15 protein-coding genes are annotated in these 13,250 nt (G+C 64.9%); 9 read left to right on the top strand and 6 right to left on the bottom strand.

Translation table 11 applies throughout. The features are described 5' to 3' along the window. Positions 1–18 precede the first annotated feature (18 nt). Positions 19–1,920, bottom strand: a complete 1,902-nt coding sequence (locus IED13_RS22690) for an ABC transporter substrate-binding protein (protein WP_191125545.1) — start codon at positions 1,918–1,920, stop codon at positions 19–21. 502 nt (positions 1,921–2,422) lie between these two features. Here IED13_RS22690 and IED13_RS22685 point away from each other — a divergent pair. The 5 genes from IED13_RS22685 to IED13_RS22665 all read left to right on the top strand — a co-directional run bounded on the left by IED13_RS22685 (position 2,423) and on the right by IED13_RS22665 (position 4,250). Next, positions 2,423–2,887: a hypothetical protein gene (locus tag IED13_RS22685; RefSeq protein ID WP_248312721.1), complete on the top strand. Its 465-nt coding sequence runs from the start codon at positions 2,423–2,425 to the stop codon at positions 2,885–2,887. An 82-nt stretch (positions 2,888–2,969) separates the two neighbouring features. Next, a complete protein-coding gene (locus IED13_RS22680; RefSeq protein ID WP_191125544.1) occupies positions 2,970–3,206 on the top strand; it encodes a hypothetical protein in 237 nt (78 codons plus the stop codon). A gap of 221 nt (positions 3,207–3,427) precedes the next feature. After that, entirely contained in the window at positions 3,428–3,649 is a 222-nt protein-coding gene (locus IED13_RS22675) for a hypothetical protein (RefSeq protein WP_038367122.1), read from the top strand. A 71-nt stretch (positions 3,650–3,720) separates the two neighbouring features. Next, entirely contained in the window at positions 3,721–3,939 is a 219-nt protein-coding gene (locus tag IED13_RS22670) for a hypothetical protein (RefSeq protein WP_038367119.1), read from the top strand. Then, a complete protein-coding gene (locus IED13_RS22665; protein ID WP_133565771.1) occupies positions 3,936–4,250 on the top strand; it encodes a hypothetical protein in 315 nt (104 codons plus the stop codon). Before IED13_RS22670 ends, IED13_RS22665 begins: the two co-directional genes overlap by 4 nt. Positions 4,251–4,294: 44 nt before the next feature. On the opposite strand, the gene IED13_RS22660 is transcribed toward IED13_RS22665, so the two are convergent. Further along, positions 4,295–4,567: a hypothetical protein gene (locus IED13_RS22660; protein ID WP_038367116.1), complete on the bottom strand. Its 273-nt coding sequence runs from the start codon at positions 4,565–4,567 to the stop codon at positions 4,295–4,297. 200 nt (positions 4,568–4,767) lie between these two features. Between IED13_RS22660 and IED13_RS22655 the strand changes: the two genes are divergently transcribed. Then, positions 4,768–5,706: a sensor histidine kinase gene (locus IED13_RS22655; RefSeq protein WP_162720020.1), complete on the top strand. Its 939-nt coding sequence runs from the start codon at positions 4,768–4,770 to the stop codon at positions 5,704–5,706. Here IED13_RS22655 and IED13_RS22650 read toward each other — a convergent pair whose 3' ends face one another. The 4 genes from IED13_RS22650 to IED13_RS22635 form a co-directional block, all read right to left on the bottom strand. After that, a complete protein-coding gene (locus IED13_RS22650) occupies positions 5,707–6,063 on the bottom strand; it encodes a response regulator (protein ID WP_191125542.1) in 357 nt (118 codons plus the stop codon). A 170-nt stretch (positions 6,064–6,233) separates the two neighbouring features. Next, complete coding sequence (locus IED13_RS22645; protein ID WP_191125541.1) at positions 6,234–7,145, bottom strand: ABC transporter permease; 912 nt, start codon at positions 7,143–7,145, stop codon at positions 6,234–6,236. Beyond that, a complete protein-coding gene (locus IED13_RS22640; RefSeq protein WP_112762604.1) occupies positions 7,142–8,110 on the bottom strand; it encodes an ABC transporter permease in 969 nt (322 codons plus the stop codon). The genes IED13_RS22645 and IED13_RS22640 overlap by 4 nt, the downstream gene beginning before the upstream one ends. An 86-nt stretch (positions 8,111–8,196) precedes the next feature. Then, entirely contained in the window at positions 8,197–9,744 is a 1,548-nt protein-coding gene (locus IED13_RS22635) for an AMP-binding protein (protein WP_191125540.1), read from the bottom strand. 137 nt (positions 9,745–9,881) lie between these two features. Here IED13_RS22635 and IED13_RS22630 point away from each other — a divergent pair, with 137 nt between their 5' ends. The 3 genes from IED13_RS22630 to IED13_RS22620 all read left to right on the top strand — a co-directional run bounded on the left by IED13_RS22630 (position 9,882) and on the right by IED13_RS22620 (position 13,101). Beyond that, entirely contained in the window at positions 9,882–10,658 is a 777-nt protein-coding gene (locus IED13_RS22630; RefSeq protein WP_038367273.1) for an enoyl-CoA hydratase/isomerase family protein, read from the top strand. 26 nt (positions 10,659–10,684) lie between these two features. After that, positions 10,685–12,211 (top strand): AMP-binding protein, encoded by a 1,527-nt coding sequence (locus IED13_RS22625; protein ID WP_191125539.1) that lies wholly within the window; start codon positions 10,685–10,687, stop codon positions 12,209–12,211. 68 nt (positions 12,212–12,279) lie between these two features. Then, positions 12,280–13,101 (top strand): IclR family transcriptional regulator, encoded by an 822-nt coding sequence (locus tag IED13_RS22620; protein WP_162737722.1) that lies wholly within the window; start codon positions 12,280–12,282, stop codon positions 13,099–13,101. Positions 13,102–13,250 lie beyond the last annotated feature (149 nt).

The raw sequence follows: 13,250 nt of genomic DNA, 5'->3' as shown, positions 1-13,250 counted from the left end.
CGAGGCGGCCCGGGTTTCTCAGTTGGCCGGCTTCAAGCGCACGAACATGTAGCGGGAGTTACCCCAGTTCGTGACCGGGTTCGCGTAGGGATCGTCGGCGGTCGGGTAGCCCTTCCAATAGGTCTGATCCATCGCGGTGAAGACGTTGTAGGCCATCAAGGGAATGATCGGCATCTCGCGGGTCATCAGCTTGACGTAGTCGCGACCGAGCTCGACGCCCCTGGGATCGTCGAAGTCGATCTTGCGAATGTCCTCAATGATCTTGTCGAGTTCCGGATGGCTCCAGCGCTGCCAGTTACGCAGCGGCTGCGGCTGGCCGGGCGGGGCGACGAACTGCGAATGCCAACTGTCCATGAAATAGGACAGGTCCTGATGGCCGCCCCAGGTCTCGACGCTCCAGCCGATGAAGGCGTCGAAATCGCCGGCCGCGCGCCGCGTCAGCAGCGTGCCCTGCGCGACGTCGATGCGCGCATCGACGCCGGCCTGCTTCCATTGCTGCACGATCATCGTGCCCGCCCGCGTCATGACCGGCCGAAGATCGCCCTCGACCATGAGCCTGACCACAAACGGCTTGCCGTCAGGCGTCAGCCACTGGTTGCCCTGCTTGCGGAAGCCGGCCCGCGTCAGCAATTCGCCGGCGGCGGCGACATTGGTCTTCCACCAGCCGAGGCCGAAGGATTTGTCGATCACCGCCGGATCGGAGGGGATCTGGTCGCCCATGGACGGACGCAGCATGTCGGCGATCTGCTTGCCGACCGTCGGGTCGTAGGGCTTGATCTTGCTCTTGCCGGTATCGATCTCGAAATCCTTGAGCCAGGCCTCCATCGGCTTGTGATAGGCCTCCGGATGAATACCGGTCGGCGGCACGGCGATCGCGGAGATGGTCGCGGCGCCGCGATAGGCGGCCATGGTCACGGCCTTGACGTCGATCATCAGCGCCAGCGCCCAGCGCACGTCGCGGTTCTTCAGCTGCTCGTGCTGGGTGTTGAAGATCACCGCCGGCAAGGTCGGGTCCGGATGGCCATAGGGGAAGCCCTTGAACCAGGCGCGGGTGCCCTTGTCCTGCTTTGCCAGCGTGAACATGCCTTCCGGCGCGATGTCGTGAATGACGTCCAGCTCATGATTGAGCTGCGCGATGACGCGCTTGTCCGGCGGCCCCGGGTCGATATAGGCGAGATATTTCGGTCCCGGCTTGCCGTGCCGGCCGAGCGAGCTGCGCTGCCAGTCCTCGCGCAGCTGCCAGATGTACCATTTGCCGTCGGGGTCGAAGGAGTGGAGCGTATAGGCCCCGAGCGAGACGGGTTTGTTAAAGTCGAACTTCGCGGGATCTTCGACCTTCTCGAAGACGTGCTTGGGCAGGATCCAGATCGCCCCCCAGCGCACGGTGAAATTGGTGTGGAAGCGCGAATTGGACTTCTTGAGCTTGAAGATGACCGTCTCGGCGTCAGGCGTGTCGACGGAGGCGACGTTATTGGCGAGCACCGCCGAGAAGCGCATGTTCGGGTTCTTGATCTGGATATCGACCGTGGCCTTCACGTCCGCGGAGGTGAATTCGACGCCGTCACTCCAGAACAGGCCGCGCCGCAGCTTGACCCGCATCTCGGTGAAGTCGGCATTGTAGACCGGCTTCTCGGCGGCCAGCGAATTGTCCCAGGCGCCGTCGAGACCCTTTTCGGGATCGATGTACCAGAGCGTGTCGAGAGCCGCCTGCTGCAGCCCGTTCGACTGGCTGCCGGCGTTGATCGCCCAGATGTTGAACCAGCCCGCGTTCTTGATCGTCCCTTCCGGATTCTCGAGGATCAGGAGCTCCTTGCGGGGAATGCTCTGCGGAACGCCCTGGGCCGCCGACAGCGTCGGCAAGAACGGTATTGCGGGTGCAAGGAGCGCAGCCGCAAGCAGCCACGCGCGCAGACGCGTCATCGTCACCTCCCTGAAGACGGGGCGTTGTTCGCCCTTCGATGACGCGAGCTTAGGCGGTGCCCAAAAGGGGAGCAACGATGGATATGGTCTATATCAGAAGGTTAGATATGAATGACGTAAGACATTGAAAATATGACTTATAATGCATCTTTCGAGTGCCCCGCCACATCCGGCCGCGCCGCTTGCCATGCCGTGAAGATCGCCCGGGCTGATGCGTCGGCGATCCGGCGCGACCGCGAACGATATGCAGGGCTCTGGCCGCCCTATCGCGCCCGGATGGAGGAGAAAGGTCCGCCCTGATCGGTGTCCGGGGTCCGCCCGAATCCGGGACAAGCCCATAGCGCCCGAGCACCGCCATCGCCGCTGGATCGCTCCCCCCTGAGATTTCAGGCGATTTGCGATTTCCAGAGAGATTTGAGCTGCGAAAAATTCAGAACTTACTGTTTTCGATCGGCGCCGGCCGCAGCTTTAGCGCGAAGTATCGCGCATAATTTCTACATAATTGAAAATATTCGCCATCGTCCTTGAAAATAAAATATCGCGAATTATTTCTTTAAAGCATGATATTATGTTCTACGGAAAGATTTTCTTCCGTAGAACGGAACAAAATATCATGAAGATTCCTTCACAAACCAAGCCTGCCATCTGGGGTGCCGTTGGTGGCGCGATCGCCCTGGCCGTAGTCGGATTCTCCTGGGGCGGCTGGTCGACAGCCGCGTCGAGCGAGCGCTTGGCGAAGCTCAGAGCCGAGAACGCCGTTGTCGCCGCCTTGTCTCCGATCTGCGTGAGCAACTTCCAAAATCAGCCAAACGCGGATGCCGCGCTCTCCGAGCTGAAGAAGATCAGCTCGTGGAGCCAGGGCGATTTCATCGCCAAGGGTGGCTGGGCCACGATGATCGGCAGCACATCGCCCGACTCGGCGGTCGCCAAGGCCTGTGCCGAAAGGCTCGGCATGCCGAAGACTTGAGGCGATCGCAGCGACCGTTCCGCGCGCAGTGCGACATCGGTCGAGCGGTCGCGACGCTTTCGGGACAGCGCGCCGGGGGCGTGTGCTGAAGCCGCGCGTGCCTTTGCCTGGTTTCCGGGGCGATAGCGATCTCGCATTATCGCTGGTCGACCTCGATGCCGGCGCCTGCCGCGGCCGCCTGCATCGCGATCGGTCAAATGAGAACAGCGGCGGCGAATCCGTGGTATCCTGTCTGATCAGTCTCGCCGAGATTCGCCAGTTTGCCCGCGTCGGCGGGGATCGGCCGAAACTGGCGCCGCTTCGGGTCTTGCACGCCTGAGCCTTCGGCGATCTTGCACAAACAGATCGGCGGACATCTTGTCCCAGCCCAGTTTCCTGAACAGGCAGGCCTTGTACCAGCATCCCGATCCGTCGAGGGTCGTCGTGCGTTGGTATCGCCGCGCTGCTGGATGCGATGGACGTTTGCGACGCGCGCCTGGATACCCGTCGCGAAGACGCACGGCGTCCCGCCGGGCAACTTGCCCTCGAAAGTGAAAAACCATGACCGAACGGATCATCAAGGTTGGCGATATCGTGAACCTCTCATTCGGCTTCGCCGACCGGTCGGGAGAGGGAGATTATGAGGTCTTTCGCGTGATGCCCGTGCGCGAGAGCGGAGAGCGCCAGTATCGCGTCAGAGGCGCTGACGGACATGAGAGGGCGATCGGTCACGACCAGATCGTCCTTTCGACAACGAAATCGCCGGCATCCGGCTCCCGGTGACGATCATGGGTTCGCTGGCATCAGCGACCGGACAGAAGGGGCGGCCGCAGCCGCCTATCAGGAGAAAGCAGATGACCGAACATTCGAAATCCCGCACCCAGGCGGAAGCCGCATTCCTCAAGACACAGACACAAGCCCTGTCGCGCAATCGCATCCTGTCGGAAGCCGAAGGCGTCAATCAGGCCCGCGACGCCAATACGGCCAGGCTGAAGGAACAGCGGCTCCAGAAGGAAGCCCTCGACCGCGCGACCGCCGCAGCGACGCCGAAGGCCGGCAAGCGCCCGAAATGACGGCGAAGGCCGCCGCGGTCGCAAGTAACGAACCGAAGGAATCTGTCTTGGATATCGACGTGACGTCTAAACCGGGCGAGGCGGCGTGGCTGCTGACCGATCTGCTCGGCCGGGAGATGGGGCAGGTTGTGGAAGAAAGCCCAGGCGCGTTTCGGATCCAGCCCGCCGGTCATGCGGTGCAGACGATGGCGAGCATGAAGCTCGAACCCTATCGGACACTGGATGAGGCGCTTGCCGAGATCGAACGCTTCACCCGTGGAACTTGCAGGCGCGCGCAACCCGGCGATCGTGACGAGGAGCCGGCATCGTGACGAGCCGCCCCGCTTCCGTCACGGCCAGGGAACGAAGCTGAGCTTTATTCCGGCCGCTTGCGGCGGCGCTTATCCGGGGTGCCGGCCGGCATGTCGATGAGTTTCGCCTTCCGCGAAGCCTTGGTTTCGTCAGAGATCGGCACGTCGGAGAGCGCTTCGTCGATATGCCGCCCTGCAACGGCGCGCGCTTTCAGTTGCTGGCTCTTGCGGGTGACATTCTTGGGCGAATCCAGCGGAAGCGACCGATCCATGTCGTGAACCGGGGCGTGTGTCGCAGCGTGTGTCTGGCCGTCCTGGGATTTGATCGCATCGGTCATCAAGGACGAACGGCCCGCGCTGTTCTTTGTTCCTCGTCGAGGCCCGCTCCCGAGTTCAAGTCGGACAGTCCTGCATGTCAAATGACAGGGACATCGATCTGGCCGCGTGGCACGTACATGGCGTAAATTGGGAATGCCCCGCCAAGCGGAGCGAGAGCGGGGATATTTTGACGACGCCGGAACTGCGAGACGCACGCTTCATGCGCAGCCTGCTGGCGGCGTCCGACGACTGCATCAAGGTCATCGATCTTGCCGGCGGGCTGTCCTTCATGAGCGAGGGCGGCCAGCGCATCATGGAGGTCAGCGACTTCAACGCGATCAAGGGATGTCCCTGGCCTGATTTCTGGACCGATGAGGGCAACGCAGACGCCAAATTCGCGCTCGAGGAAGCGCGGGCCGGCCGCAGCTATCGCTTCCAGGGCATCGCCAATACGTTTGCCGGAAATCCTCGCTTCTGGGATGTCCAGGTCGGCCCGATCATCGGTCCGGACGGCAAGCCCGAGGCGATCCTGTCGGTGTCGCGCGACATCACGGCGATCAAGGAAGCCGAGCAACGGCAACGCCTGCTTGCGCTCGAGCTGAAGCACCGGATGAAGAACACGGTCGCCATGATCCAGGCGATCGCCAATCAGACGATCCGTGGCGGCGCCGAGATTGACGCCGTCAAGGACGCCTTCACCGCGCGGCTCAACACCATGGCCTCGGCGCAGGACATCCTGACACAGACCGCCTGGGCAAGGGCGAGCTTGAAGTATCTCGTCGCAGAATCGTTGAAGGGGCATGGCGACCTGTCGCGCTTCCGGATCGAAGGTCCGGCCGTCGAGCTCTCGTCGAAGACCGCCCTGGCGATGGCGCTTGCGCTCCACGAACTGGCGACCAACGCCACGAAATATGGCGCGCTCAGCCAGGACGACGGACGCATCGACGTGACGTGGTCGGTCCTGGAGGGCGAGTTCAATTTCGAGTGGCGCGAGAGCGGCGGCCCTCCCGTCGAGCCGCCCAGCCGCCGTGGCTTCGGATCGCGGATGATCGAACGGGCCTTGGCCGGATACTTCAGCGGGACAGCCGGAATGGACTATCAGCCGGCCGGCGTGGTCTTTTCGCTCCGTGGGCCCATCGAAGCCCTCACCGCCGACTGATCAAGCCGCTTCCCGGAAGGCTTCGATCACCTCGGCTGGCCGGTACGGCTTCCTGAGATAGCGAGCATTCGCCGGCAGATCGCCTTCCGGGGGCAGGACGCGTCCGCTCGTCACCACGATGAGGACCGGCGGCCAGCCGAGGCGCACGGCGTGCGCCAGCTTCATGCCGTCCATGGAGCCTGGCATCTCGATATCGGTGAACACCACCGCGATGTCGGGGCGGATCTTCAGGATGGCGATGGCTTCGTCGGCATGGGCAGCCTCGACCACCTCGAATCCGGCTTCCGCAATGAAGTCGGCTGCGTCCATCCGGAGCAGCGGCTCATCTTCGACGATCAGGACAACCAGCTTCGACATCATGTTCTTTCGGATGCGTCTCTCAAGCCAACTGCCCGCGGCAGCTCTTGTTGCCTCGCATTGAAAAGAATTGCGCCCGCTGACCTCATCGCCGCATGAAAGCCGGCGGGGTCTCGATGATGCCGAGCGCTTCCCGCCCGCCTCGCCTCAGCCGCGGTGCTGCCAGCCTGTCAGCTTGCTCCACGCGGGTTGAGAACGTCCCTCAGCCGATCCCCCACAAGGTTGATCGCGATGACGGTGAACAGCAGGGCGAGGCCCGGATAGAAGCTGATCCAGAACTTGCCAGAGAGCATGTACTGGTAGCCATTGGCGATCAGCATGCCGAGGCTCGGCTCGGTGACCGGGACCCCGAGCCCCAGGAAGGACAGCGTCGCTTCGAGCGCAATGGCGCGGGCCACCTGGACGGTTGCGATCACCATCAGCGGCGTCAGGCAATTCGGTAGCAGGTGCCACAGCAGGATGCGCCAGGGCGAGGCGCCCATCGCCCTGGCCGCCTCGATATATTCCTTGCGGCTCTCGATCAGCGCGCTGGCCCGGGCCGTGCGCGCATAGGCAGCCCATTCGACGATGACGAGCGCGAGCACGACGTTGAGCACGCCCTTGCCGAGAAAGGCGAGGATCATCAAGGCGATCAGGATCGCCGGAAAGGAGAGCTGCAGGTCGACCAGGCGCATCAAGGCACTCTCGATCCGCCCGCCGGCATAGGCAGCAAAGAGGCCGAGCAGGGCGCCGACCGCGGCCGCGACCACGGCGGAGGTCACGCCCACGAACAGCGAGATGCGCAGGCCATAGAGAATGGCCGAGAGCATGTCGCGCCCCTGATCGTCGGTGCCCAGCCAGAACGTCATGCCGCTCGCCGAGGTCGAGCCGGGCGGCATGCGCCCGTCCAGGATGTCGAGCTGAGTCAGGTCGTAGGGGTTCTGCGGCGCGATCCAGGCAGCGAGGAGCGCGAGCAGGACGACGACCGCCAGCAGCGTCAGGCCGACCACGGCGGTGCGCGAGGCGGTGAAGGCGCGTGCGAATCGATTGAAGCCCGAGGCGCGCGGCGGGACGACTTGATCGAGCGAGGCCGGCGCGCTCATCGGCTCGTCCTCACGCGCGGGTCGAGCACCGCGTAGAGGCAATCGACCAGGAGGTTGATGGCGACGAAGAGCAGGACGATGATCATCAGATAAGCGACAATCATCGGCCGATCCAGGACATGAATGCTGTCGATGATCAGCTTGCCCATGCCCGGCCAGGAGAAGATCGTCTCGGTGACGACGGAAAAGGCGATCACCGACCCGAATTCGAGCCCGACGATGGTGACGACCGGGATCATGATGTTCTTCAGCAGATGCCTGCTCACGACCGCGCGCTCGGAAAGTCCCTTGGCGCGGGCGGTGCGGATGTAGTCCTGCGGGATGATCTCGCGCGCCTCGGCGCGGACGAGGCGCATCACCAGCGAGGTCTTGAACAGCGCCAGATTCAGCGCCGGCAAGATCATGTGCTGCAGCCCGTCCAGCGTCAGGAACGACCATTGGATGCCGAGGAGCGCGCGCGTCTCGCCGCGCCCGCCGGAGGGCAACCAGCCGAGCTGCACGGCAAAGACCATGATGAGCAGCAGCCCCACCCAGAACCCCGGCAGCGAGAAGCCGAGGATCGAGCCGGTCATGATCGCCTTGGAGACCGGCGAATGCGGTTTCACCCCGGCGAACAAGCCGAGCGGGATGCCGATCACGATCGCCAGCAACATCGCCGCGACCGCCAGTTCGAGCGTCGCCGGCATGCGCTGAAGAATGACCTGCAGGGCAGGCTCGTTATAGACGAAGCTGCGCCCGAGATCGCCGTGGATCGCGCCGTTCAGGAAGGAGAGATATTGGACCCAGAGCGGCCGATCGAGGCCGAAGGCGGCAATGGTGCGCAGCCTCTCGCCCTGATCGGCATCTTGTGAGATCAGCGTCTCGACCGGATCGCCGATCACGCTGATGCCGATGAAGACGATCACCGTCATGGCGATCACCACGAAGATCGCCTGCAGCAGGCGCCGCAGCAGCCAGGCGCTCATGATCTGCGCTCGCCCATCTCACGCGCCTCGGTGGTGCTGCCATTCATCTGATTTCGCGCCGTCCGCTCATCTGCAGGCTGGGGCCGCTATTTGCCGATCCGGTGCCCGGAGCGCTCGAGATCGAAAGCGGCCTCGGTGCTGCGGCTGAGATCGCTCTTCTTGATCCGCTGCGTCGGCGTCTTCGGGAACTCGTCGATCCTCTCGATATAGCGCGGAATCTGGAAATACGGCATCCGCCCCTCGCACCAGCGGATCAACGCCAGCGGATCGGGGCTGCGTCCGCCGGCCGCGCGGATGAACAGCTTGAGATCGTCGTCGCCGAGTTCGCTCGGCACGCCGATCAGCGCGCATTCTTCAATGTCGTCATGGGTGAGGATGATGCGCTCGACCTCCCAGGCCGAGATGTTGACGCCGCGCCGGCGCACGCTGTCCTTCTTGCGGCCGGCATAGAACAGGAAGCCGTCCTCGTCGCGCCGGGCGAGGTCGCCGGTCGAGAACCAGCCGTCCCTGACCAGCGCGGCGCTCGCCTCCTCCATCCGGAAATAGCCCTTGAAGGCGAGCTCGGCCTCGCGCGGCCTGACGACGATCTCGCCCGCTTCGCCGACAGGCACCTCCTGCCCGTCCTCGCCGAGCAGCTTCACATCGTAGAACGGCAGGGTGCGCCCGCAAGAACCGAGCCGGCCTTCCGGATTGATCGTGACGAAGGTCGTCATTTCCGAGAGCCCGTAACCCTCGCGCAACACGACGCCAAAGCGTTCCTCGAAGGCCCGCCAGACATCGATCGGGCAGCCGCCGCCCCAGGCCATGCGAACCTTGTGCTGCCGGTCGAGGGGACTTTCCGGCTGCTTCAGGAGCAGCGGCAGGACGCCGCCGAGATAGTGGATATGCGTGACGTCGTAGCGCCGGACCTGGTCCCAGAACTGCGAGGCACTGAACTTCTCGACCATGGCGAGCGTGATCGGCTCCATCAGCGCCGCGATCAGCACGGCGACGCCGGCCCCATGATGCAACGGCTCCCAGAGCAGGAAGACGTCTCCAGCCCTGGCGCCGGTCAGCGCCAGCGTCCCCATCGGCCCCGCACGCAGGCTGCGGTCGCTCTTCAGCACGCCCTTCGGTTCGCCGGTGGTGCCGGAGCTCGGCGTGATCGCGATGATGTCGTCGGCCAACACATCGACGGGCGGCCGGCCAGGCGAAGCGGCATCGATCAACCGGGAAAACTCTCCCGGGCCGTCGCCCCCGCGCCAGACCAGCTTGAGCTCCGGCAGCCGCGCGGTGATCGGCGCGAGCAACTCGGCATGGCTGCGATCGGCGATGAGCGCATGCGGCGCGAAGCGATCGAAGACGAAGTCGAGCGAGGCGCCCTTGAGATGGACATTGACGGGGATGCGGACCAGTCCCGCCTTCGCCAGCGCGAAGATGGTGACGATGTGATCGGGATGGCTCGGCAGCATCACGGCGACACGGTCGCCCTTGCGCAATCCCGTCGCCAGCAACGCGTTCGCCAGCCGGTTGATCCGGCCATCGAGTTCGCCGACGGACCAGTCGCGCTCCCCGAAGCGGCAATAGACATGTGCGGGATCCGCAGCAGCGCGCCTGTCCCAGAGCTGCCCGATCGTGATGGCGTCGGTCTGCATGTCGTACCCCGGAATGCTCGCCCGGTCGACGCGCATATGTCGGCCAAGGAAGTATCGAATTGCAATAACAGTGATTGAATATTGATATTATGTTCGGATATGTGTCAAGCCAGGGCGAGCGAGACACGGAGGCTGATTTGTCCGACATCGAACTGGAGCGCCACGGCGCGGTCGCGATCGTCGCGATCAATCGTCCGGCCAAGCGCAACGCGCTCAGCGGCGAGGCCTGGCGCGAACTGGGTGGCGCGTTCACGCAGCTTCATGCCGACGATGCGCTGCGTGCCATCATTCTCACCGGCCGTGGCGGCGCATTCTGCGCCGGCGACGAGATTGGCGCCTTCGCCGCCGTGCGCGACGATCCTCCGGCGCGCCAGGTCTATTGGGACGGCATCATGGCTTGCTACGCGGCGGTGTCGGCGGCACGCGTACCTGTGATCGCGGCCGTCAGTGGACCCTGCGTCGGCGGCGGCTGCACCCTGGCGCTGCGCGCGGATTTCCGGATCGCCGACGCGACCGCGCGTTTCGGCGTGCCCCCGGCAAAGCTAGGCCTGGTCTATCCAGCCGACAGCACGCAGCTCCTCGCCGCGACGGCCGGCCTCTCGATGGCGCGGCATATGCTCTACACCGGCGCTCTGATCGGGGCCGAGGCGGCGCTGTCCTGCGGGCTCGTGTCGGACGTCGTCGAGGACGATGTCGTCGAGGCGGCGCTACGCTTCGCCGCGCCCATGCTCGCCAATGCTCCACTCTCGATCCGGGCCGCCAAGCTCGCCTGCGACGCGATTCAGCTGGGCCGCCTCGCCGATGTTGCAGCCAATGTCGCGGCGCTGTCGGACGCCGCCGATCGCAGCGAGGACTATCGCGAAGGCACGCGCGCCTTCGCCGAGAAGCGCAAGCCGGTCTTCACCGGGCGCTGAACCGGAACGCCGACAGGACGACGACGATGACCGAGATCACCGTGCCCACCGACGCGAACGTGTTTGGCGCCCTGTTCGGCCGGGAGCACGATCCGGCGCGCGTCTTCATGGAAACGGCGGCCGGGCGGCAGCTCCGCTTCGGCGAGGCGGCGGACATCACCGCCCGCTACGCCGGCCTGCTGGCCGGACTCGGCGTCGCGAAAGGCCGGCTCGTCGCCGGCCTTCTGGAGAAATCGCCCGAGGGCATCCTGCTCTATCTCGCGGTTTGCAGGCTCGGAGCCGTCTATCTGCCTGTCCATATCGGCCTGACCGACGCTGAAATCGGTCATATCCTCCGGGATGCCGAGCCGGTGGCGGTGGTCTGCGACCCCTCGCGGCGCGACTGCGTCGGCTCGGCCGGAACGCACCGCGTGCTGACGCTGGACGCAAAGGGCGCAGGCACGCTGACCGAGGGGAGCCGCGGAATCGAAGGGCTGGACGAACTCACGGCGGTCTCGCCGTCCGACGCGAACGCCATGGTCTACACCTCCGGCACGACGGGCCGGCCGAAAGGCGCGCTGCTTTCGGCCGGCAGCGTGATCTGGAACGCGCGCGCGCTCGCCGCCTGCTGGCGGATCGGCCCGGACGATACCCTGCTCCACGCCAACCCCATGGCCTACGGGCTCTTCGGCACGACGACGCCGGCGCTTGCCGGAGGCGCCGCGATGATCCTGCTGTCGAAATTCGAGACGGAGGCGGTGCTGGCCGCCTTGCCCCGCGCGACGATCTTCGCCGGGGTCCCGACCTATTACAGCCGCCTCATGGCCGACCCGCGTTTCGGCCGGGAGCTCTGCACCGAGATGCGCCTGTTCGTCACCGGTTCGGCGCCGATGCGGGCCGATGCCTTCGAGGCCTTCGCGGCCCGCACCGGCCATCGCCTCCTCGACCGCTACGGGCTGACCGAGGCCCTGATCGCCACCTCGAACCGCTTCGAGGATCGTCGCCGCCCCGATACGTCGGGCCTGCCGCTGCCGGGTTCGCGGCTTCGCATCGTCGACAAGGACGGGCAGGAGGTGCCGGCCGGAACGGTCGGGATGATCGAATTGCAGCAGCCTTTTCCGTTCCTCGGCTATTGGCGCGACGACGCGAAGACGGCAGCCGCCTTCCGCGACGGCTGGTTCGTGACCGGCGATTTCGGCCGCGTCGACGAGGAGGGCCATGTCAGCGTGCTCGGTCGCGGCGCCGATCTCATCATCACCGGCGGCCTCAACGTCTACCCCAAGGAAGTCGAGGCGGCGCTCAACGCCTTGGACGCGGTTGCCGAAAGCGCTGTGATCGGCGTTTCGCACCCTGATTTCGGAGAGGCCGTCGTCGCCGTGGTGCAGCCGGCGAACCGCCGCACACCCTTCGATCCGCAGCAAGCGATCGCGGCGCTCCGATCTTCGCTGGCCGGCTACAAGGTGCCCAAGCGCATCGAGCTGGTCGACGAGATGCCGCGCAATACGCTCGGCAAGATCCAGAAGAACCTCCTCAAGCAGCGCTTCGCCGGAACGTTCGGCCCGGGCGCGGGTTGAGGCGCCGGACGAAGCTGCTACAGCTTGGACAGCCCCGCGAAAGGTCTCCGCACACCATGGTGTCGTCGATGTCGAAATCTGCGCCAGCCGCACCCCTGGCCGACCGCGGCGAAGGGGCGCCGGAGATCGACGAGCGCCTCTTCGTCGCCTCCGTCGCCAAGGCGATGAAGGTCCTGGAGGCCTTCGACAAGACGGCCGCGACGCTGAGCCTGTCGGACATCGCGATCCGTACGGGGCTCGGCCGCAGCGCCTCGCAGCGCTTCATCTATACGCTCGAGCGCCTCGGTTATCTCGATCGCGACGCCCAGACGAAGCGCTACGGCCTGTCGCGGAAGGTCTTCCGTTTCGCGCAAAATGCCAGCTCGTCGAACCAAGGGCTGGAAGCGGCCTATCCGCAGATGCGCATCCTGAGTGAGAAGACCCGGGAGACGATCTCCTGGGTCGAGGTCGACGGCGCCGACATCGTCATCATCGCAACGATACCGAGCACGCATATCTCGTCGGTCAACCTCCCCATCGGCACCCGGTTTCCGGCACTCTCCTCCTCGTCCGGCCAGATGCTGCTCGCCCATTCCGCACCGAGCCATGTCGAGAAGGTCTGGAAAGCGTCCGCCTCTTCGGTGTCACAGCGCACCAAGGCGCGCGACGCGGCCGAGATGATGCGCATCCTCGAAGCGGCCAAGGCGGTCGGCTTCTCCGTCACCGAGAAGAACATGGAACAGGGCAGCATCTCGGTGTCCGCGCCGGTTCATGATCGCGCCGGCCGCGCGATCGGCTCGATCAACCTCTCGACCCTGACCACGCGCTACAGCCGCGAGACCGCGATCGCCGAACTCGCGCCGCTCGTGCTCGAGGCCGCGACGAAAGCGACGGAAACGCTCGCCTCCTGAGCCGGGCCTCGGCGCCCGCTCACTCAGTCGGAATCTCTGGGTTTCAACGTGCGGGCGTCGCTTGCGCGCAATCGGGCTCGCGCTCGCTTGACAGTCAGCAAAAATCGTCCTCAAATATCAATTATTATATACCAATAATAAGGGGATCG

This window comes from Allobosea spartocytisi (assembly GCF_014764685.1).
Classification (GTDB): domain Bacteria; phylum Pseudomonadota; class Alphaproteobacteria; order Rhizobiales; family Beijerinckiaceae; genus Allobosea; species Allobosea spartocytisi.
This window is presented reverse-complemented; position numbering and strand designations above follow the sequence as displayed.